The organism is Vreelandella azerica (genome assembly GCF_013112225.1).
GTDB classification, from domain to species: domain Bacteria; phylum Pseudomonadota; class Gammaproteobacteria; order Pseudomonadales; family Halomonadaceae; genus Vreelandella; species Vreelandella azerica.
In genome coordinates this window covers 754,492-775,988 of record NZ_JABFHI010000002.1, presented here as the reverse complement: position 1 = coordinate 775,988, position 21,497 = coordinate 754,492, and the positions used below count along the sequence as shown (strand labels likewise).

The 21,497-nt window shown below is 50.7% G+C and carries 18 protein-coding genes and 5 pseudogenes; 1 reads left to right on the top strand and 22 read right to left on the bottom strand.

Annotated elements, in window-relative coordinates; all coding sequences use genetic code 11:
- Window positions 1-46 precede the first annotated feature (46 nt).
- Window positions 47-1,323 (bottom strand): annotated as a pseudogene (locus HLB35_RS07680) (IS1380 family transposase); the annotation flags it as partial.
- Between the two features lie 70 nt (window positions 1,324-1,393).
- On the opposite strand from HLB35_RS07680, the pseudogene HLB35_RS18820 reads away from it, so the two are divergent.
- Window positions 1,394-1,550: pseudogene (locus tag HLB35_RS18820) on the top strand (IS30 family transposase); the annotation flags it as partial.
- Between the two features lie 702 nt (window positions 1,551-2,252).
- Here the strand turns inward: HLB35_RS18820 and HLB35_RS07670 are convergent.
- The 21 genes and pseudogenes from HLB35_RS07670 to HLB35_RS07580 form a co-directional block, all read right to left on the bottom strand.
- A complete protein-coding gene (locus tag HLB35_RS07670) occupies window positions 2,253-2,873 on the bottom strand; it encodes an EpsG family protein (protein ID WP_171702113.1) in 621 nt (206 codons plus the stop codon).
- Between the two features lie 159 nt (window positions 2,874-3,032).
- Window positions 3,033-3,797: a WaaS/CpsH family glycosyltransferase gene (locus tag HLB35_RS07665; protein ID WP_171702112.1), complete on the bottom strand. Its 765-nt coding sequence runs from the start codon at window positions 3,795-3,797 to the stop codon at window positions 3,033-3,035.
- 407 nt (window positions 3,798-4,204) lie between these two features.
- Window positions 4,205-5,218: pseudogene (locus HLB35_RS07660) on the bottom strand (IS630 family transposase).
- A gap of 265 nt (window positions 5,219-5,483) precedes the next feature.
- Window positions 5,484-6,410 carry a glycosyltransferase family 2 protein gene (locus HLB35_RS07655; protein WP_171702111.1) on the bottom strand — a complete coding sequence of 309 codons (927 nt, stop codon included), beginning with the start codon at window positions 6,408-6,410 and terminating at the stop codon, window positions 5,484-5,486.
- A gap of 234 nt (window positions 6,411-6,644) precedes the next feature.
- Window positions 6,645-8,162, bottom strand: coding sequence for an O-antigen translocase (locus tag HLB35_RS07650; RefSeq protein ID WP_171702110.1), 1,518 nt, complete (start codon window positions 8,160-8,162; stop codon window positions 6,645-6,647).
- Window positions 8,162-9,259, bottom strand: a complete 1,098-nt coding sequence (locus HLB35_RS07645) for a DegT/DnrJ/EryC1/StrS family aminotransferase (protein WP_171702109.1) — start codon at window positions 9,257-9,259, stop codon at window positions 8,162-8,164. Before HLB35_RS07645 ends, HLB35_RS07650 begins: the two co-directional genes overlap by 1 nt.
- Window positions 9,256-10,196, bottom strand: a pseudogene (locus HLB35_RS07640) (WxcM-like domain-containing protein). The gene HLB35_RS07645 and the pseudogene HLB35_RS07640 overlap by 4 nt, the downstream one beginning before the upstream one ends.
- Before the next feature lie 63 nt (window positions 10,197-10,259).
- On the bottom strand, window positions 10,260-10,805 hold the full coding sequence (gene rfbC, locus HLB35_RS07635; RefSeq protein WP_171702108.1) for a dTDP-4-dehydrorhamnose 3,5-epimerase: 546 nt from the start codon (window positions 10,803-10,805) through the stop codon (window positions 10,260-10,262).
- A gap of 10 nt (window positions 10,806-10,815) precedes the next feature.
- Complete coding sequence (gene rfbA, locus HLB35_RS07630; protein ID WP_171702107.1) at window positions 10,816-11,688, bottom strand: glucose-1-phosphate thymidylyltransferase RfbA; 873 nt, start codon at window positions 11,686-11,688, stop codon at window positions 10,816-10,818.
- A complete protein-coding gene (rfbD, locus tag HLB35_RS07625) occupies window positions 11,689-12,537 on the bottom strand; it encodes a dTDP-4-dehydrorhamnose reductase (RefSeq protein WP_171702106.1) in 849 nt (282 codons plus the stop codon).
- On the bottom strand, window positions 12,534-13,607 hold the full coding sequence (gene rfbB / locus HLB35_RS07620; protein ID WP_171702105.1) for a dTDP-glucose 4,6-dehydratase: 1,074 nt from the start codon (window positions 13,605-13,607) through the stop codon (window positions 12,534-12,536). Before rfbB ends, rfbD begins: the two co-directional genes overlap by 4 nt.
- A gap of 116 nt (window positions 13,608-13,723) precedes the next feature.
- Entirely contained in the window at window positions 13,724-14,200 is a 477-nt protein-coding gene (locus tag HLB35_RS07615; RefSeq protein ID WP_171702104.1) for a hypothetical protein, read from the bottom strand.
- Window positions 14,190-14,501 carry a nucleotidyltransferase domain-containing protein gene (locus HLB35_RS07610; protein WP_171702103.1) on the bottom strand — a complete coding sequence of 104 codons (312 nt, stop codon included), beginning with the start codon at window positions 14,499-14,501 and terminating at the stop codon, window positions 14,190-14,192. Before HLB35_RS07610 ends, HLB35_RS07615 begins: the two co-directional genes overlap by 11 nt.
- Before the next feature lie 806 nt (window positions 14,502-15,307).
- Window positions 15,308-15,616 carry a hypothetical protein gene (locus HLB35_RS17100; protein ID WP_235937032.1) on the bottom strand — a complete coding sequence of 103 codons (309 nt, stop codon included), beginning with the start codon at window positions 15,614-15,616 and terminating at the stop codon, window positions 15,308-15,310.
- Window positions 15,616-17,202: a GNVR domain-containing protein gene (locus HLB35_RS07605; protein ID WP_235937031.1), complete on the bottom strand. Its 1,587-nt coding sequence runs from the start codon at window positions 17,200-17,202 to the stop codon at window positions 15,616-15,618. Before HLB35_RS07605 ends, HLB35_RS17100 begins: the two co-directional genes overlap by 1 nt.
- Window positions 17,190-17,567 carry a Wzz/FepE/Etk N-terminal domain-containing protein gene (locus HLB35_RS17095; RefSeq protein WP_235937030.1) on the bottom strand — a complete coding sequence of 126 codons (378 nt, stop codon included), beginning with the start codon at window positions 17,565-17,567 and terminating at the stop codon, window positions 17,190-17,192. The genes HLB35_RS07605 and HLB35_RS17095 overlap by 13 nt, the downstream gene beginning before the upstream one ends.
- Before the next feature lie 53 nt (window positions 17,568-17,620).
- On the bottom strand, window positions 17,621-18,061 hold the full coding sequence (locus tag HLB35_RS07600) for a low molecular weight protein-tyrosine-phosphatase (RefSeq protein ID WP_171702102.1): 441 nt from the start codon (window positions 18,059-18,061) through the stop codon (window positions 17,621-17,623).
- Window positions 18,062-18,336: 275 nt separating this feature from the next.
- Window positions 18,337-19,070, bottom strand: a pseudogene (locus HLB35_RS07595) (MliC family protein).
- Between the two features lie 193 nt (window positions 19,071-19,263).
- Window positions 19,264-19,626, bottom strand: coding sequence for a ribbon-helix-helix domain-containing protein (locus HLB35_RS07590; RefSeq protein WP_171702101.1), 363 nt, complete (start codon window positions 19,624-19,626; stop codon window positions 19,264-19,266).
- 57 nt (window positions 19,627-19,683) lie between these two features.
- On the bottom strand, window positions 19,684-20,253 hold the full coding sequence (locus HLB35_RS07585) for a DJ-1/PfpI family protein (RefSeq protein WP_171702100.1): 570 nt from the start codon (window positions 20,251-20,253) through the stop codon (window positions 19,684-19,686).
- Between the two features lie 204 nt (window positions 20,254-20,457).
- Entirely contained in the window at window positions 20,458-21,492 is a 1,035-nt protein-coding gene (locus tag HLB35_RS07580; protein WP_171702099.1) for a proline racemase family protein, read from the bottom strand.
- Window positions 21,493-21,497 lie beyond the last annotated feature (5 nt).

Genomic DNA, 21,497 nt, shown 5'->3' with positions numbered 1-21,497 from the left:
CAGACCAGGCGTATTCGGATCTGACGGGCGTTCACCGTGATAACGGCTGCCCGGTATGCCGTTCCATCAAGCAACGAATACCATGCAGAACCTGGTAGGCCATGAGATTCAACAGCAGATGAACCTGGTTTCGAGCCATGACATCCTCGACTGTTGAAGCGCCTCGATCGGCCGACGATAAATGGAGATCGAGGGCCGACTTGAGTTCCCCCATATGGGCTTCCGCTTTACCGCGCGTTCGGTAAATCGCCAGTACTTTCTCAGGCGGGTGGTGATAGCGACTGAGGTTCGTGACCAGGAAGAAAGTGTTGGGTGACGAGGCATCGGTATTTTCCTGCACCACCAACACCACACACCGTGAAGATTCCCAGCTACCTGCCTGATAATCCAGGTCATGGCACCACTCCCTGGGGCTTTCCGGTGGTCGCCCAGGCGGGCGCCTGAGATAAGGCGCTGCGAACTAGTGTTTGATTGCTTTTCAAGCGGCCAAGGTAGGCAATGTCTCCTGCATCGAGTGCGCTGAGGGTTTCGCCATCGGTAAAGCCCGCATCCAGGCGTACACGGAACTGATCCACGTCTCGGTTCATGCCTTCCATCAAGCGCTGAACAAGATGGGGGATCCAGGTATCCGCATTTTCTGCCGAGCCCGCGTTCCCTTCCCGAAGCAAGCCGCCCACTATGTCGCCGGTTTCAGCGATGGAAGCAATCAGTGGTGAGTAAATGCGAGTACCGGCGTAGCCGTTATAGGCGCTGCCGCCCTGGTGCCCAAAGACCTCAATGGGCAGACCATCAATATCAAGCGTCACGGGGGTATCGTTTGTGTAGGACGTGACGGTGGGCAAGCTGTTTAATCGCCAGATCGCTAATCGTAATAACCCTTCATGCACCGTGTCGAGATTGTCAGGACGGCTCAAGCAGGTAATCAGCCTCGAAAGAGTCGCCTGGGAGGGATGTGCTGTTTCTAGCGGTGTCAGGCCACGTGCATCGCTACACGCCAACCGCCAAAGCGGATCATGGCGTAGCACCTGGGTGTAGGTCAGGTTACTCCACCCCATGGCACGCTGAAGAACGGTGATACGGAGTTGAAGCGCTAACGAGTGACTCACACGCAAAGGATCACGTGAATCGTTCAGATGAGACGTCATGGCGTCGATCACGCCGCTCGTATCAAGGGCTTCCCGGAGGACGAGCCCACCCCGCATCGCTGGTGGTGGCATCACCACTTAACTGCACATGAACAGAGCCATTGCAGGTCGGTTTCCAGGGAGTTAGTCTTTCACCCATGACGAATGGTTCTCTTGAGTCAGGCTCTTGGTGGAACATACTGATTTTTATAGAGAATGCCATTCGCCATCTTCATTTTCAGGCCTGTGCCGTGAATAAGGCAGGCTCAAAGGGCACGGATCTGTCGGTCTACAGCCAGAAAGAACTCGACGAAATCGCCGACTCACTCAATGCAAGGCCACGCAAGACACTGGACTGGCGCACCGCTGGAAGTCTACACCGAGGTGCTCAAGAAATCTGTCGCCGGCCCGAGCATGCTACAATAGTGTTACACTTGGAACTTGAGGCCGCCGTTCGTCAATCTCAACTTCTAACTCTGCTTCAACGACGAACAGCAAGATCTGACTGACCTGGTTTTCACTGCTTACGGCGAACTGCTGGATCTTCTTGCGGCGTAGGAGTTCTTCGAGGATCTCGATGCAAGTGTCCCGACTACGAATGGCTTGTCAAGACGCCTTCCTTGGCTCAAGTTCCAATAGTCTCAGGCATGAAGAATGGGATTATTATGTCATCAATGTGATCTGAGACCACAAACGTAAAATAAGCCCAAATGAAATTTATAGACAAGCCAAAGACCAAGACTCGAAATTTCACACTCCAATTTTTACTAAAACAATTATAGCCCAAAACCAAACCTACTAAAGCCAATAAAAGCAGCCCCCTAGCAAGACGTAAAAACTGAAGATCGACTAGATATAAAGGAAAAAATAAGAAAGACAATAGCACAGAAATAATAAACGCTGACAGCAAATACAAACTAAAATCGAGTTCGAGCGACTCAAATCCAGTGCTAATTCTTAGAGCCCTCTCACGCTTTAAATCTAACTTCAATAAGAACAAAACTAAAAAGCTACACATTGTAAAAAAACAGGATACAAAAAACCAAGGTTAACATCACTTTCACTGTACCTAGAAAGTCTATCTGCGCCACCAGAAAAAAGGCCAAAATATCACCAACCAGAACAAGATCACCACCTACTAAATATAACGCAAAAGTGGAAATTAGTGAAAATAATGAAAGCAAAAAGACGAGAGCGGCCTTTTTCTTTAAAATCAAAACCCCAAAAATAAGATATGCAAGCGCGCTTATATGAATCGTAAATGCCAATAAAACAAAAAAAAACATAAACGTGCAATCTCTTTTCAAAAAGCAAAAATTTCAAAGCATAAACCACTATAGAAAAAGCCAAAAAACTTCTTATTTGGACGGTATCTATAAATATCAAAAAAACACAGTAAAAAAGGTAGAAAAGAAAAACCTTTCGACTTAGCACTTTATTTAAGAATACTGAGATAGCAATCCAGGCAAAAAACACCACCATCAACCGAAACTCTACATAACTTAAACCAAGCGCATTCCCAATTTTTTCAAGTAATAAATAGCCAGGTTCATAAAAACCCAGAAAACTTAAACTTTGCGCCTCTACATAGCCTTTATGATAATAAAAGGTATCTGCTGTGAGCGCGCCACGCCCCATAAGATAAGTAATCAAACATACGATTATAAACTGGAGAAAATAAGATTTAGAGTTGAGTTTTACGCCCACTATGCATACAACTAAAAGAACTATATATATCGCTAGTGTCATGTATCTTATTCCACAAAAAATCTATGTAACCACTTATCAAAATCATATCTCTCTATAGCTAGGTTTTTTCCGGAATTAGGAGCCATAACAAAATCCTGAACCCTTGAAATTGGATCGACACCAATGATAAATATATCATTGGGATTATAAAAATCGCGCTCAACAACACTCTGATCTGTAGTTATAAGCTTTTTTCAAAAAAAAAAGAGACTCCAGAGGGCGTAAAGTCAACCCAGCTTGCTTTTCAGAAACTACATCAACTATCGCTCGAGATTTGGATATATATAACAAAACATCTTCATAGGCCAATTTCGCAACTGGATAATTAATTTTCGATAATTTTTTTTTGGATTTAACAATATGGAAATATGTTTTTACATTATTTTCTTTTAAGAGATTTTCGACACCGATCAAATCAGCATAGCGCCCCTTATCTGACCCCACAAAGAAAGCATCGAACTCAATAGACTCTTTCTCTAAATCAACATCATTAAAGTAATACTGAGTATTATAATTAATTTGATATTTTTTTGCATCTACCTCATCAAAAGTCCAAATCTCACAATATCTTTTGGGAAAACTACTCACTGGAACACATTTAGAAACGGGGTTCCAATACCACACAATAATTCTTATTTTTGGATTTTTCTTAGCAATAAACCTCACTACCACTGGAGTTAATATAGATGCATGAATAATTACAACATCAAATTCGCTTAATCTCTTATTCCAAGATTCAAGCCAAAAACTAATTGGCAGGAAATTTAATTTTATGTAGATTCGACGAAAAGCCTTTAACAATTTTGGAATAGATTTATAAATTGAGCACGTATTAACACCGCGCTTTTTCGATTCTATTGAATGAAACTGACTCTCATCTAGCCATAAAAAAGAATTCTTTTTTTTTTCTTTATCCGTAAGCAAAATATTCTCCTATAAATCATGTAGAACTAACGTGCCAAAAAGCAGCCAATGTTCATCATGCTTTTCTAAAGACGAAAGAGAGGGGATAACAACATCAAACAGCGGAAGATCTGAATGAAAGTCTATTTTCGCTGGCACCTGCTTAATTGAGCAGCCGATTATTGCAGGGCAAACGCATGAAAGATTTCACCCAGCCAATATCGTCGCTAAATAGCTTTCATCCAGTGCTGCCTTTTTCTGCTTTCGGCGTATACCACTTTTAAAACTTGTCTCGCCCTTAAGGTAATTCAAAGCAATGTGACGAACCCTGGCAAGGTTCTCAGCCGCATAATCTCGATAGATTTTGCAAGCATCTCCTCGTAGGACAACATCCAGTGACCAGTGCAATTTATTTTCGACATAAGTGCCTATTCAAAATTAATCGCGTGCAAAACTCCATAGCCGCCGAGTAGGCGATGAACCTCATTGTAGAGGCGGTCAAACGAAAGATAGGCGCTTAACGGCAACAATGCGTACTTCATCTGCTTCCATAAAATCTCAATTAGATTCAGCTCTGGCGAGTAAGCTGATAGGTAGATCAGATGCACACGATGCGACATCCATTCCACTATTTTTGTTCTGAAGGCCATGGAGCGATGCATACTGGCATTGTCGAGCACCACAACGGCGAAGGTGTCAGTATCTTTCTGAGCCGCAAACTTGTCGAAGGCTTCGATGACCGTCTCGGCCGTCACTGATTCCGTCGTGCTATGGTAGACAAGTTTCCCGGTCCGGCTGAGGAACCCTAATACGTTTAGTCTTCGGCTACGAGAGTAGGCGGTCACTTCACAGGGTTGACCGACAGGGCTCCACGCGTATGGCACTGACGATGATTGGGAAAACCCGATTCATCAAAATAGTAAAGCTCGTGCTCGCCTTCGTCTTCCTGCTGCTGAAGCGCCTTAAGGAGGCCCTGAGTATTGCGGAAATTCCTTTCGTTACGCCGAGCCTTCAGTGAACGCCGAATGCGCTTGAAGCTGAGATCATTTTTTCAACGCCCGGCGAAGGGTCACCGTGCTAACTGTCTCGCCAGTCTCTTCCTGAAACCGAGCCTGTAAGGATCGAATCTGATGAGGCTGTTCAACAATCATTTCTTTCAATCGCTGGTAGTCGTGCTCGTCCAGAATAGGTGTCCGACCACTGAGAGGCTTATCGGCGAGCCCGTCAAGCCTCAACGTTTCCCATTGTTTGAGCCATCGAGAGACGGCATCGCGGCGAACCTTCAGAATGTCACTGATCTGGTTGATGGTATGGCCCTGATCACTCAGCAGGATGGCGTGCGCACGTCGACGTAAAGCCCGCTTCTCGCTTTGGTGATAGGCCGTGGTTAGTGCCTGCTGTTCAGACTTTGTGAGAGGATCAATAAAGCGACGCCTTGCCATAGGTTTATCCGTGTCAGTGATTTTAAAATCGATGTTACACGGAAATTTATGATCAGGCACTTACAACCTCCGGTATGGGCAAGCACATATCTAACAACTCGCGTTTGATGCCCGCGCAGAAACCCATGACAAACCCGTTCATGGTAAAGCCCGCTGAAGCACTTAAAGACATTCACCGTCTTTGAACCAGCGTAGGGCAGATTTTTTGAAGTTGTCCATTACGAATCAATTGGCCTAACTGATCCCAAGCGCCTGCAGTAAACTCTTACCCATGCCGTAAATTACGTCTGCCGATTGCAAAAACTTTTCTGGTGACGACAGCTAATGCTTCCGGGTACAGCACAGCTTTTCGCATAAAGAATAGGAGGGTCGCTTTGTCACGTTTTTTTAAGGCAGATAAAATCCCGTTACCAATAAATTTGGATTTAATTTGCCGGGCATTAGTGCAATAGCGTTCGGCAACCTGGCGAACACGCTCATAGTGGACGATCAGATTCCTGGAGGTATTATTTCCGTGGATGTTCCGAATGAAGCACACACTCGACTCGAAATCGAAGTCACCGCCATCCATCACCAAAGCATTGAAAACCTTTATGTTGAAAACCCAATCATCGGCGATTAAATCGACATCAAAAGGTTGAATTAGTTTGAGAAAATCTGCTTTGGCGAGTACACCCTGAATGAACAGAACAGGAACCTGTGAGGTCAAGTGCTTGTGGATACGCTCAGCATCACCACTACTCATCAATTCTACGGTTTCTGTTGAATGGCAACGCTGACCAAGCTCACCGGCCATGCAGTTAATGCCGTCTGAGTAGCTAATTTTGAGGTTTGGATTAGCGGAAAATTTTTCAAGTTGTAACGTGAATCGGTGCTGCGAGAAAAAGTCGTCACCGGCCAGGAATGCGATAAAGTTTCCACTGGCGATATTAATCATCGACAAAAAATTCTTCGCGATTGCTGTCACGCCTTCATGTTTTTTGGCTAAAACCTTTATCGGAACTGGTGAGTTTTCGACAAAACCTTCTATTACATCAACGGTTGCATCTGAGGATCCGTCATCAGTTACTATTACTTCCAAGTCATAATTATTCGATTGCTGTTCGACAACGCTTTGCAGTGCTCGCTCAATGAACTGAGCCTGATTAAAGGTGAGAATGAGCACGCTAATTTTTGGTTTGATTGTCGCCAATTTCGATGTCCTTACTTTATTCTTGAGGCGGCATCCATGCCAGGGAAAATGCACGAAGAACGCCGCAACGGTGATGTCTTCAGCTCTTTACGATATCCATCTGATATGCTCATCTGAGCGTTTCTTCTTTGGATACCCTTTATCCTGGGTTATTCATGGCGCAGGCCTGAAAATAAAAATGGCAAATGATAGTCTCCATAAGATCATATCATAAGCTGCTTAAGAAGATAGATGTTATGATGCGCTTTTAATCGGCCAACCAAGCCGGGCGTAAACCTGATAGCACTTTTCTGGCAGCCGTCCTTCTGGGCCAGTCTTCTGTAACACAATGCGCAAGCCAACAACACCTGTTATAAAAGCAATTATTGGAGATATGGAGATAGCGAGCACTGGAAAAAGTAAGGCAAGTATCAGGAGACTTATTGCTAGTAGCACATGTAACGTAAGCAGTTGCAATGACAATGGCTGCCAACGGAAGCCCCGCAACTTTCGTACCAGTACGTAAACTGTAATGAAGTAAGTGATATAGCCTACCAGAAAAGCAATGCCGGTTATCTTTAAGCCCACTTCAGGCAATAGCCACCAAACTAATGCAAGGAACACAACGTTAAAGCTGAGCTCCATAAAGAAAAATATCTTGGCATGCGCTGCAGCAACAATCGCGAAACTCATTGCCCAACTCGCGATTTTAAAGACATTACCTACTGATTGCCATTGAAGCAGCGTAACGGCGGGGCCAAACTCGCGGGCATACAACAAATTGATCACCCAGGGCGCCATCCCGATTAGCAGAAGTAATACTGGTCCACCAATAGCCAGCCCCAGCTGAGCCTGATCGTTCATCAAACGGTTGGCTGCTTGGCGGTCGTTAATCACTTCAGTAAGACGTGGGTAGTAATCAGCTCCCATGGCGCCAAGCAAGAAACCAACATAAGTTATGGTGATTCCCCAGGCAGCAGCGAAATGGCCAGCGGCTTCCAGCCCCAGCTCCTTTGTTACGATGGTGCGTACCAGTAACAGGGTAACTGTGGTAGCAAGGCCGCCCATCATAAACGCCACGCCCAAACGCGCCATGGGTTTCCAAACGCCCCAAACATCTTTTAGACGTAAGGATACTGCCTTTTCTCGTTGTGGAAGTCTCAGGATAAAAAATCGCGCGGCAAGCAAATTGGCCAAGGGTTGCACCAACAAAAACCATATCAACCCAGACTGGCCTAGTTGCCAGACCGCCAACAAACCTATCAGCGTACCCACTAACGCACCAAAAACGGTAACACGACCCAAATCACCGATGCGGCGAAGCCCTTGAAGCAAAGCCGTATGTGCAGTTGCCAACAGCATTAGCAAAATAGCAACACCTACCAGCCCAACCTCGGTAGCCAGAGCTGTATCGCCAGTGAGCCATTCAGCCAGAGGGTGACGCAGCAGCCACACCGCCACCATAGCCAAACTGCCCTGTACAAGATGCGCCGCCAACAATACTTGCTTGACCCGGTTAAGAGTCTGAGCATCCTCTTTGGCACTTGCAATTTGCCTGACACCGCTGGAGCCCATACCTAGTCCAGCAACATTTCCTACCATCTGCTGTAAATTGTTGTATATGCCTAATAAACCAATACCAGCAGGGCCAAGAAGTACAGCTATCAACTTCATCCTGACAATTGAGATAGCAATCTTAACTACTTGGGCTGAACCAATGATCAGCATGGAGCGGATTAAGCCACGGGAATTAGACGAGTCTGTTTTTTTCATTAAAAACGAGTTACTGCTTCAGTAACTTGGCCTGATGTTTCCGATGTTAAGCACGGCCCCATCGGCAAGCTCAACACTGTTTGATGGATATTTTCAGTAATCGGGTAATGCTCGGCCTGCCAACACGCATAAGCTTTCTGATGATGTGGCGGGATAGGGTAGTGGATCAACGTCTGCACTCCCTGATCCGCTAGATGATGTTGCAAAGCTTCGCGCTGTTGGCAACGGATGACAAACAGGTGCCAAACATGTGTTTCAAGCGCCCCGATTGCAGGTAATTGAATACTTGGGTTATCAATATGCGCCAGGTAGTGCTCTGCCACTTGCCGCCTATTTTGAATTTCTTTATCCAGGTGGCGCAATTTAACCCTTAGCATGGCAGCCTGAATCTCGTCTAAGCGGCTATTGACACCCTGATAGAGGTTTTCATACTTTTTATGGCTACCGTAGTTGCCGAGTGCTCGTATGGTTTTGGCCAGTTCTTCATCATCAGTCGTCACAGCACCTGCATCACCCAGTGCACCGAGATTTTTGCCGGGGTAAAAGCTGAAACCAGCAGCATGCCCCCAACTACCCGCTTTTCTACCGCCTATGCTAGCGCCGTGAGCCTGGGCAGCATCTTCAAGCACCAATAAACCATGCTTTTCAGCCAACCCCATCAGCGCTGGCATCGGTGCCATCTGACCATAGAGATGAACGGCAACAATGGCTTTGGTGTTTGAAGTAATAGCCGCCGCTGTTTTTTCCGGGCAAAGGTTAAAGCTGGCCTCGTCTGGCTCTACAAGCACAGGTTTTAAGCGGTTTTCGGTGATGGCCAGAATACTTGCAATATAGGTGTTAGCGGGCACGATTACTTCATCGCCCTCTTTCAGCTTACCCATCTCTTTCCAGGCTCTTAGGGTAAGCGTCAAGGCATCAAGGCCATCGGCCACACCAATGCAGTGTTGGCTACCGCAATAGTCTGCGAATTCTTCTTCAAACGCTCTTACTTCATTGCCTTGGATGTACCAGCCTGACTCAATTACGCGAGTAGCAGCGGCTACAAGTTCATCTCTATATTGGGTATTAATTGACTTGAGGTCGAGAAATGGGATCATAACCTTCCCTCCGTTAATTCCTTAAATTCCGTGTAATTCCGAATATAGTCTTCATTATCATAATAATCGGAAGCAAAGACCAGTAATAATGCATCTGATGAATACTTATATTGAATTCCCCAAATCATAGGTGGCAAATGGATACCCACATCTGGTCGGTCAAGAATAAACTCTTGGCGGTTAGCACCATCATCAGCAACAACAAGCAACTTCCACGCACACAAATAAGAAATTGGTGGCATTGCTTGTGCGCATGCTCACCTCGTGTTTCGATACTGGGCACATCAAAAACCATAAAATACCGTTTCACAGCAAATGGGATTGATCTCTCAAACTCACCAACTGTTAAGCTACCACGTATATCAGTGACATAATTAAGTTGATATAAATTCACTCCAGGCACTTGTGTATCATGGGCACCTATACCTAGCGACCTGCTTGCTTGTTCTGTAGCTTTGTAGTCATCATAGTCAGCGTCAACATAACCCATAATTCTTGCAGGATTACCAACTACAATAGCATTTGGGGGCACAGAACGAGTCACCACAGCACCCGCAGCAACCATAGCATTGCTGCCTATTCTTACACCTGGAAGAATTACAGCACCAGCTCCTATTGAGGCTCCATTCTCAATTATTGTCTCTAAGAACTTTTCAGGGAATTTCTTACTACGAGGCATGCGATCATTCGTAAAAGTTGCATTAGGCCCGATAAAAACATCATCATGTATGCGTAATCCATCCCAGAGCTGCACACCATTCTTGACGGTCACACGATTACCGATATATACATCATTCTCAATGAAACAGTGCGAACAGATATTAGCATCTGTACCAATCTCAGCGTCTGGTAGAATAATTACGTGTTGCCAGATTTGAGAATTGTTACCGATTTTTTTCGTTTTAACATCTGCAAGAGGATCAATATAAAAACCCATTTTTTTTTCCTTCTCAGCACACCGAACCAAATTAATAAGAAAAATTCTATTAAGTCGCTCAAATTAAAAATATTCGGCATCTAAAAAATTTGAACCTTTTGAGTCTTTTGAAGAAACGATGGGCTTTTCAACGCTTAATAATTGCCAATCTATCGAAAGATGTTCATCTGCCCAGTTAATACAACGCTCATACTCCGGCGCATAGAAGTTCGTGCATTTGTACTGAAAATCCGCAGTGTCACTGGTCACCAGGAAGCCGTGGGCAAAGCCCGGCGGCACCCATAGCATGCGTTGGTTATCTTCAGAAAGTGTTTCGCCTACCCACTCGCCAAAGGTAGATGACCCCTGGCGTAGGTCTACGGCCACATCAAACACTTCTCCACGGGTTACCCGCACCAGCTTGCCCTGCGGCTGTTTGATCTGGTAGTGCAGGCCGCGCAGTGTATTCTTGACTGAGCGGCTGTGGTTGTCCTGTACAAAGGTGTGGTGTATGCCTGCCTCGGCAAAGGCTTTAGCGTTCCAGGTTTCCATAAAGAAACCGCGTTCATCACCAAAGACCTTGGGTTCAATCAGTTTGACATCAGGAATACGGGTGGGTGTGATCAGCATGCTGGCTCGCTTAGGTCGTGGCGTTAAGCAGTTTTTTCAGGTAGGCGCCGTAGCTGTTCTTCTTTAAGAGCTCGGCTTCTGCTGCCAGTTGTTCGGCCTTTATAAAGCCCATGCGGTAGGCGATCTCTTCCAGGCAGGCTATTTTCAAGCCCTGGCGTTTTTCCAGGGTTTCGATAAATCCTGAGGCTTCGTGCAGGGAGTCAAAGGTGCCGGTATCCAGCCAGGCAAAGCCACGGCCGAGCAGTTCAACGTTAAGGTCGCCGCGCTCAAGATAGGCCTGGTTGACACTGGTGATTTCCAGCTCGCCACGGTGTGAAGGCTGTACCTTCTTGGCAATGTCCACTACATCGTTGTCGTAGAAGTAGAGGCCCGTTACCGCGTAGTCGGATTTTGGGTGTGTTGGTTTTTCTTCGATGGAGATGGCGCGCTTTTGGTCGTCAAATTCCACCACGCCAAAGCGCTCGGGGTCTGTTACCTGGTAGCCAAATACTGTCGCGCCGGAGGTGCGCGCAGCGGCGGTTTGTAACATCTTGCTCAGGCCCTGGCCGTAGTAGATATTGTCGCCCAGCACCAGGCATACATTATCGTCGCATATAAATTCTTCACCGATGATAAACGCCTGCGCCAGGCCATCCGGGCTTGGCTGTACGGCATAACTCAGATTGACGCCCCACTGGCTGCCATCATTAAGCAGGCGCTTGAAGCTTTCCTGGTCTTCCGGGGTCGTAATCACCAGGATATCGCGAATACCCGCCAGCATGAGTACCGAAAGCGGGTAATAGATCATCGGCTTGTCATATACCGGCAGCAGCTGCTTGGAGGTGCCACGGGTGATGGGGTACAAGCGGGTGCCGGAGCCACCGGCGAGGATAATCCCTTTCATTTACGTCTCCAGGTATTCATTCAGGGTGAGCGCCAGCTGGCTTTGCCAAGTGGGCAGCTGAATGCTCAAGGCGTTTTCAAGCTTGTTCAGCGCCAGGCGCGAGTTCAGCGGCCGGACAGCGGGCGTTGGGTAGTCGCGGGTAGGAATGGGGTGTGCTGTGACCGTACACCCGGCCTGTTGGAAGATTGCCTGAGCAAACCCTTGCCAGCTGGTTTCGCCTCTGGGCGCCAGATGATAAAGCCCGGCGGTTAGCTGACAGTGAATCGCCAGGGTAGACACCTGGGCAATCAGCCTGGCTGGCGTGGGGGCGCCAACCTGATCAGCAACAATGTTCAACTCACGCTTGCTTTGCGCCAGGCGCAGCATGGTTTTCATAAAGTTATTACCGCGGGCGCTGTAGACCCAGCTGGTACGGAAAATCAGATGGTCGGCGCAACTTTGGGCAATGGCCTGGTCGCCTTCACACTTGGTATGGCCGTAGACCCCTAGCGGCCCGGTGGGGCTATCTTCCTGCCAGGGCTGGCTGCCGCTGCCCGGGTAAACGTAGTCGCTGCTGTAATGCACCAGGCGGGCGTTGTGGGCAGCTGCGTATTCCGCCAGCTGCCTGGGTAAGCCTGCGTTCAGGCGCCAGGCGGCCTGGTGGTTATCTTCCGCGGCATCCACGGCGGTGTAGGCGGCTGCATTGACAATCAGGCCTGGCTGAACCTTGGCCAGGTAACTGGCGACGGCCTGCTCACTGCCAAGATCCAGCGCTTCTCTGCCTGGGGCTGTGATGACCCCCAGCGGGGAAAGCGTGCGATGGAGTTCAAAGCCGACCTGGCCGGTGTTGCCCAGTAACAGGATGTTCATTGCTCGACACCCAGGCGTTCACGCTGATAGCTGCCATCCTGCACCCGCTGGCACCATGCAAGGTTATCCAGGTACCATTGCACTGTCTTGCGGATGCCGCTTTCAAAGGTCTCTTCCGGGCGCCAGCCCAGTTCCCGTTCAATCTTGCTGGCATCAATCGCGTAGCGTCTGTCATGGCCGGGGCGGTCTGCCACGTAGCTGATCAGCTCGCGATAGTGCGCTGCCTTCGGGCGAAGCTGCTGGAGGATATCGCAGATCGTCTGCACCACCTCGATATTCTGCTTCTCGTTATGGCCACCTATGTTATAGGTCTCGCCTACCTGACCTTGTGTGGCCACCTTGTACAGCGCCCGGGCATGGTCTTCCACATAGAGCCAATCGCGAATCTGGTCGCCCTTGCCGTAGACAGGCAGTGATTTGCCTTCCAGGGCGTTAAGAATCACCAGGGGGATCAGCTTCTCAGGGAAGTGATAGGGGCCGTAATTGTTCGAGCAGTTGGTGACAAGCGTGGGGAGGCCGTAGGTACGTCGCCAGGCACGCACCAGGTGATCCGAACTGGCCTTGCTGGCGGAATACGGACTGCTGGGGGCGTAGGCCGTTGTTTCAGTGAAGAGGTGCTGAAGTGCGTTATCTGCCTCGTCAGGATGGGGCAGGTCTCCGTAGACCTCGTCCGTGCTGATATGGTGAAAGCGGAAGGCATCTTTTTGCTCACTTGCCAAGCCTTGCCAATAATGCCGGGCAGCTTCCAGCAGGGTGTAGGTGCCGACGATATTGGTTTCGATAAAGTCTGCTGGGCCATCGATCGAGCGGTCTACATGGCTTTCTGCTGCCAGGTGCATGACGGCATCCGGCTGGTGCTCCCGAAACACCCGATCAAGCTCTACGCGGTTGCAGATATCGACCTGTTCAAAGCTATAACGGTGACTATCACTGATCTCGGCAAGCGATTCCAGGTTACCGGCGTAGGTCAGCTTATCGGCGTTGATCACGCTATCTACGGTATTGCGGATGATATGGCGGATAACCGCAGAGCCGATAAAACCGGCACCGCCGGTGATCAGAAATTTCATATTGATTGCTCTTGATGATTGTTGGCCTATTGCCATACACCGACAAAATGCATTGGTGCTATCGAAAAACTTGGCAAGTGCATCTACATAACACTACATACCATTATTTTTCGTCGTTAGTTATAGTAGCCCCGCTTTTGAGCATCAACTAACATCGCGTTGGCAAAACTAATGATTGTTTCCTGGTAATCGTGAGCCTCATTCAACGCATCGGCCAATAGATGGGCAGACTCGATATATTCATGGACCATCTGATTACGAATCTGGCGGATGGCCAGCCAGCGATCAGCAGGTTCCAGCATTCCCAGCTTTTCTGCCTTATCGAGATTATCGACTACTGCTCCCCGCTTCTCTCCCAACGCCTGCAGCCAGACAGGGAGAAGCTTGTCGCCAACGGTATCTTGCAGTCGGCAGAAACGGCTTGCAAACGCCTCGACCTTTCCAGCGAAAGCTTCATCATTGGCAAGAGTGGCTGCACGTTCAACATCCAGTGGCTGGTTGAACACGCGACCCGAGGAAAACTGAAGGTGCTGAATTTCTTTGCTGACGACCCGGTTCAGAAAGGCAAGGCGCTCTTGATGATTATTCCTCATGAGACAGTATGACTCCCTGCTCTCGAGCGATGCGGTGAATCGGCAGTGCTTCGAGGTTGGGTGCTGACAGTATCACATCCACCTTGCGACCCCGTGTGACACGCATGATCTTGACGCTCAGCCAGGCCGACAGCCGCGCTGGATGCTCAACTGTTTCATCAAGCTCCACCATGAGGTCGATATCGCCACCTTTGGCGGCGTCATCAAGGCGGGAACCGAAGAGCCGGACGACCGCGCCTTCACCGCATACGTCAGTCACCACTGTCTTGATAGCATCAATGTCAGACTGGGATAGACGCATTTTCCCTCACAGCAGTATGCCCTTCTCCCGGGCGGTCTCGTAGATCGTAAAACGCTTTAACCCGGGAGCCTCCAGCAGAACATCGATCTTTTGTTCCCCAAGCCTCATGGTGATAGTCCCTTCAAGACACGCACAAACTCATGCCGGATTATCGACGGGCTGGGTGACGTGACCATCAGATCAATGTCGCCGCCCCTGGCAGCGTCGTCAATGCGGGAGCCGAAGAGCCAGAGCTCGAAGCCGCTTTGATGACATCGATTTCATATGGGGTCAGTCGCATGGTCGACAGGTAGCTTGAAGCATTCTGGCGTTGATAGCAACGGACAAATATTGTAACAAAGATAAGACGGGCTAATGGGCCAGCGTGATTTTCCTGCACGCTTGCAAGAATAAGCGTTCGCTGAACCGCCTGCAAAAGTGCAGACCTTGGCTGCATTTTTGCAGTATTAGCCATTTCGTCGATTGCCCTGCAATTTTGCAGACCCGTGTTGCATTTTTGCCAACCCAACCTATCAAGAAATATCGTAGACCATTGATCTTAAAGGATTATAGCGATAAGTAGGGGTTATCAATATTCTTAAACATCTTCGCAACAAAGCATTCAGACACGCTACCGCCCGGAGGTTGTGTCCGGGCTATCCTCATGCCCTAGTACCCTCATCCTTTTGTTTCTTCCCAAGCCACATTTAGCTTTAACTTACAATTAAATACAATAATACATGAACTAACTTTTTTTAACACCTTTCCTGGGGCAAAAAATTGCTGTTTAAGCATAGGGCCTGTCGGCATCAACAGGCCCGGCTGCCTTACTCAATTGTGGGTTTGTAGCTGTAGTGGTAGTAGCCGTAGCCATAGCCGTAGCTGCTGGCGGCTTTCTTTTCCATGGCGTTTAGAATGGTGCCTTTCACCACTACCCCGGCGCTGGTCAGGCGGCTGGCGGCTTGCTGCACCTCTTTTACCGTGTTGCGCTCAAAGCGCGCAATCAGCAGGGTGGTACCGCACAGGCTGCCCACTACGGCCGGGTCGGTTACGGCCAGTACCGGTGGGGTGTCCACAATCACAAGGTCGTATTCTTGTTCGGCTTCTTCCAGCATTTGCGCAAAGCGCTCGCTCATCAGCAGCTCTGAGGGGTTGGGGGTGCCAAGCCGCGGGCCAGGTAGCTAAAATTTTCTATCGGGGTAGTGCGCAGCTGAGCTTGCCAAGTGCTGCGCCCTGAGAGCACATCTGAAAGGCCATTTTCGCTTTTGCCATTAAAGGCGGTGTGAATATGGCCTTTGCGCATATCGGCATCTATTACCAGCACCTTCTGGCCTGCGTTGGCACACACGGCGCCCAGGTTGATAGTAATAAAACTTTTACCGATATCCGGGCTGGAGCCCGTAATCATGATGCTGCGGTTCTTGGCTTCCATCATAGCAAAGTGCAAGCTAGTGCGCAGCCCGCGTAAGGCTTCAATGGCAAGGTCTGCCGGTTCATGGTGGGCCAACACACCGGTATTCACTTCATGGGCTTTTTTGCTGCCCTTTATTTTTATCTTACGCACTAGCTGCTGCTGGGTAGTAGAGAGCGGTACGCTGGCATATACCGGCAGGCCTATCTGCTCCAGCTGCTCTGGGCCTTCTACTCCACGGCGCAGCAAACCAACCAGCAATACGCCGCCTACCGCCAGCATGCCGCCCAGTAGGGTGGCCAGCACCACAATCAGGGGCTTTTTAGGTTCAATGGCAGCACTGCCGACCAAAGCATCGTCAATAATCCGCACATTGCCCACGGTGCCGGCCTTGGTCATCTGCAGTTCCTGCATCTTGTTCAGCACATTCACATAGATGGCCTGGGTGACTTCCACATCTCGGGTGCGACGGATAATTTCCTGTTGGGCGGCAGGCAGTTCACTTACCCGAGAATCCAGCTCATCAAGGTCATTTTGCACAAAACGTTTCTGGCGCAACAGTGCCTGGTAGCTGGGGTGGCTGGGGGTAAAGCGCTCAGCCAGCTCGGCTTCCTGGAATTCCAGCTCACTCAGGCGTGACTCCAGCTCGATATAGCGGTTGATCGCCGCCTCTGCTTCAGAATCCAACCCCACGTTCTGTGACTCTGAGCGGTATTGATTCAGGCGATTTTCAGCTTCATCCAGCTCGCTGCGAATTTCCGGCGCCTGCTCTTCCAGAAACGCCAGGCTTTGCTCTGCCTGGGCAGATTGGCGTTCTACGTTCTGGGTCAGGAAGGTTTGCGTAACGGCATCCAGTGAGCGGCGAATTTCTTCGCGGTTTTCACCGCTGAGCGTCAGGCGCAGCATACCGGTGCTGCTGCCACGGCCACCACCGCCTACCTCGGCAACCGTCAGGCGTGCTTTCAGGTTTTTGATGGTTTCCGGGCGGGTCAGTTTGGTCAGGGTGAACTCAGCGCCTGGGGCGGCTTCCAGCTCCGCCACGTTGACGATCACATCACCTTGTAGAAACTGGTTTTGCTGGCCAGCCTGGCCGGTGCCCAGGCGTTCATCTTCCAGCCAGAGGGAATATTCCGCTGGCTGGCCGGGTGAGCTGGGTTCTGCTTGCAGGGTAAAGGGCTGGCCCCGGTAGCTGTCGTGAACTTCCAGCCGGGAGACATTGATATCTTCACCGCCCCATACATAGGGGCTTTCCTGCATAAAGCCGGGGCGCTGAATGCCGCGCCGTTGGATGAAATCACCTACCAGCGGCAAGGCACGGGGGTAACTGAGGTATCCAGGGCAATTCTGTCTACCACCTGCCCCAGCACCATGCGTGATTGCAAAATCTGTACTTCGGCAGAGGCGGATGATTCATTGCCCTGCCCTAGCATAGCGTCCAGGTCTTCCAGCGGGTTGATGGAAGAACGTTCCTCAACCTGTACCAGCGCATCGCCCTGGTAAACCGGGGTGGCCAGCATGGCGTAGACCACGCCGATGGCGGCAAATAGCACGGTAATGCCAACAATCAGGTATTTATGGTCTATCAGCAGACCAAACAGCCGGCCCAGGTCAATTTCATCATCCTGTGGGGCGGTGCTTTGCTGGGCGGTGTTTTGCTGAGAAATGACGTCGCTCATGCTTTCTTGGTATCCACGTTTTTGAATCTCGACATTGGGTAGCGGCGGCACTGTCAGCCAAGCTTTCTGGCCCAGGCGCGTGTGGCGTCATCCATTAATCGGTGTACATAATAGAAGACTTCCTGGCTTTTCTGGTAGGGGTCGGGGATGTCCTTGCCCTGACCGTTTTCCAACCATTGGCCGAGGCGCATGGTCTTGCCCAGCATCGCCGGCGACATATCGGCTATCGCGCGGCGTTGGCCATCGCTCATTACCAGTATCAGGTCAGCGGCTTGCAACATGGCCGGGGTCAGCTGGCGGGCCTTGTGGCTGGCCACTTCCAGCCCGGCCTGTTCAGCCAGCTGGCGGGCTTTGGGGTCTACCCCTTCATCCACCACGGCATTCAGCCCGGCTGAGGATAGCTGCTTGCCGGGCAGCTGCTTACGCAGCATGGCCTCTGCCACCGGGCTGCGGCAGATATTACCGATACACACCACCAGAATATGTTGAAACATGCCTTACCCACATCAATGAATTCGCCAGGGGTGCCCTGGCGAATAAAGCCGCCAGCCATAAGTTGCATCTTTAACTTTTATACTATCAAGTATTGCCTTTGTGCTCTAACCCACTGCCTACGCTGGCTTTTGTAGCTTCTGCGTAGGCAGGCAAACCTGACACTGCCGTTATCTTCATTCAATCAGGGGCCTTTTGATATTTACGTTACCTTGAAAAGATTGAGAGTTTTTAACATATTTTTGGTCACAATTGGATGACCATGGGCATTTTATTATTAATTTGTTGGGGCAATACCTTGCCCACAGCCTTTATATTGCTCGCCATCAATGGAGAGGGTAACGCGCGCGGGGAAAGGCTCGCCGCTCATATCGTCAAAGCAGGCGCTGGCTTCAATGCGTACGCGGAAGAAGTCATCGGCCTGGGCATTTTCAATCACCACCCGCCCTGCGTCGTTATCCATCACGCTGACCATATAGGGCAGGGTGCGGGTTTCGCGGCCATAGTTGGAGATCAGGGTCATTTCGGGGTCTGGCTGGAGAGCTTGATCATCCAGCCGGGCTCGTTGCCACGGCCAAGAAACATGACATCGGGGTACTCTGCCCGGGTGAAGGCCTGGCGCTGTTGGGCCAATTGGCATTGCAGCTGGCCCCGCGGGGTTTCTACCTGGGCTTTGTCACCGCGATTCCATAAGCTGATATCGCCTTGCTGGTAGCGCGCGCCGCTGGCTACAATGGCCTGAGGTAATTGCCAGGCGCCGTGCATTGACCAGAGGCGCAGGCTTTCATCATTCACGGCGGTCACCAGGTTCTGGTTGGCAGGCGAACAGCGCCAACCATCAAAGCGCTCTGCATCGCCAGCAAACAGGCTGGAAGGCAGCAAGGGGGCTTTGGCATCCGCCGTGCCTGTGCTGGAAGGTGCCGATGTTGCCGCACAACCGCTGAGCGCCAGGGCTGCCAACCCCGCCACCAGGCCAGTGGTCAGGCGTGTTTCGATGTTGGGTTTACTCATCACAAGCTCCGTTTTATGAAGGGTTACAGCGCTAATATAACAGCTCTGGAAGGATGTGGTGCGGGGGGAAATGGTAAAAACTTGGCCACGGACCCTCACGGAAAACACGGACAAGGTCAAAACCAGACTACCCATAAAAACGAAAGGGGTTTGTCCGTGCCGCCCGTGAGCGTCCGTGGCTAACAAGATCCGGTTAATGCAGTGAGCGGCGGGCTTTGGCCTGTTCGCGTTCGAGGATGGCGTCGGCATCCAGCGAGTTGATGGGCACATCGGGGCTTACGGGAATCTCGCCGCTGGCCAGTAGCGCCTGGTAGCGCAACACACAGACCCGCAGGAAAGAGGTGAAATTCCCCAGGTCGTGCCCGGCGTCTATCGATTCATGATAGAGCCGGGTGATCAACTGGGCGGTGTTCATGGCGTCGCGGCGAGCCATTTCTTCCAGCAGCTGCCAGAAGTAGTTTTCCATGCGTACGCTGGTCACCATACCGTCGATGCGCAGCGAATGGGTCTGGCTTTGCCATAGCGTCGGGTCGGCATTGATAAACAGCCTGCACATAGAGCCTCCTGGTCAGCTGCGATTTATCTGCGTTTACCTGCTCAAGTATAGACCTCTTTAGCGATCCAGCAGCGCCATAAACTGGGCCAACCAGGCCGGGTGTGCGGGCCATGCGGGGGCGGTTACCAGATTACCATCGGTGACTGCATCCGTGACCTCAATATCGGCAAAGTGGCCACCGGCCAGTTCCACTTCTGGCTGGCAGGCCGGATAGGCAGAGCACTGCTTGCCCTTGAGCACGCCTGCCGCCGCTAGCAGCTGGGCGCCGTGGCACACCGCCGCAACCGGTTTATCGTGTTCGAAAAAGTGCCTCACCATGGCCAACACCGCACCGTTGAGGCGCAGGTATTCTGGCGCTCGGCCGCCGGGAATGACCAGGGCGTCGTAGTTGGCCGGGTCGATGTCGGCAAAGGTCGCGGTCAGGGCGAAACGGTGGCCAGGTTTTTCGGTGTAGGTCTGGTCGCCTTCAAAATCGTGGATCGCCGTTGCCACGCTATCACCGGCTTTTTTATCCGGGCAAACGGCATCGACCTGATGTCCCACCGCCATCAGCGCCTGGAAAGGCACCATGGTTTCATAGTCTTCGGTGAAATCACCGGTAATCATCAGAATGCGTTTGGCGCTCATTGTCGTGCTCCTGTTGGAATTGTTCGATGACAGTAGCAACCCCCAAAGCACGACGGGTATTAATGGGGTACTACAGGTGAGTAAAAATGGCCACGGACGCTCACGGACTACACGGACAAGGTCAAAACCAAACTGCCCATAAAAAACGAAAAGGGTTTGTCCGTGCCGTCCGTGAGGGTCCGTGGCGAAAAAGTGGTTAAAAACCTAACGATCAGTGAGGATGTGGTGAAGTTTGCCGCAGTTGACCATGGGGTCGTCGCAGTTGATGACGATTTCCGAGTTGGCGAGTACATAGCTGCGCCCGGTGATGGTGTTTTCGACTACCTGGAAGTTGCCTTGCTGGTGCCTGCCGGTGAAGGTGCCGATAAAGCCGGTTTCCCGCAGCGAGACGGTTTCCAGCTTGTCGCCGATATTCAGGCGCCCTTCATGGTTCATCAGCGCCAGCCGCGCTGAGGTGCCGGTGCCGGTGGTGCTGCGGCAGATCACGCCTGGGTGTACATAGGTGGTGGAACGCGAGCGGATATAGCCATCCGCCACCTGCTCTTCCGGCCCCATAAAGTGTAGAAAAGGCAGCGGCCCGACATCGCCCAGGGTGTAGTGGGAGAATCCGCGCTCCGCCTTGATGGCTTCGACAATCTTGTAAGCAGATTCCGCCAGGGCGCGCTCTTCTTCACGCACCAGCTTGAAGCCGAGCTGCTCTGCGTCTACCAGGGCGTAGAAGCCGCCGCTATAGGCCACGGAATAAGTAACATCACCGATACCGGGTACGTGGATGGAGGCGTGGTAGGTGTCGATGTAGCTGGGCAGACCTTCGCAGGTAATCGGTTCCACGACACCGTCCTTGACCGTGGCTTCAATGTTGACCAGACCAGCCGGGGCTTCAAGCTTGAAATGCTGAACGCCTTCACGCTTTTCAACAATACCGGCTTCGAGTACGGCCGTGGCGGTACACAGGGTATTGGAGCCGGAGTAGATCGGGTAGCCCATCACTTCCATGATGATATAGCCCGCCGCGGCCTCGGGGTTGGTGGCGGGTACGATCAGATCCACCGACATTTCGGGAATGCCGTAGGGTTCAAACAGTAACAGCTCGCGCAGGCCATCGGCGTTGTCGCGCAGGTATTCCATCTGCTCGCGCACTGTCTTGCCGGGTAGCGGGTCAATCCCGCCGGTAACGATACGGCTGACATCCCCACCCGCATGGGTGTCCATTAGCTGGATGCTGTGACGTGTTTTCATGCTGT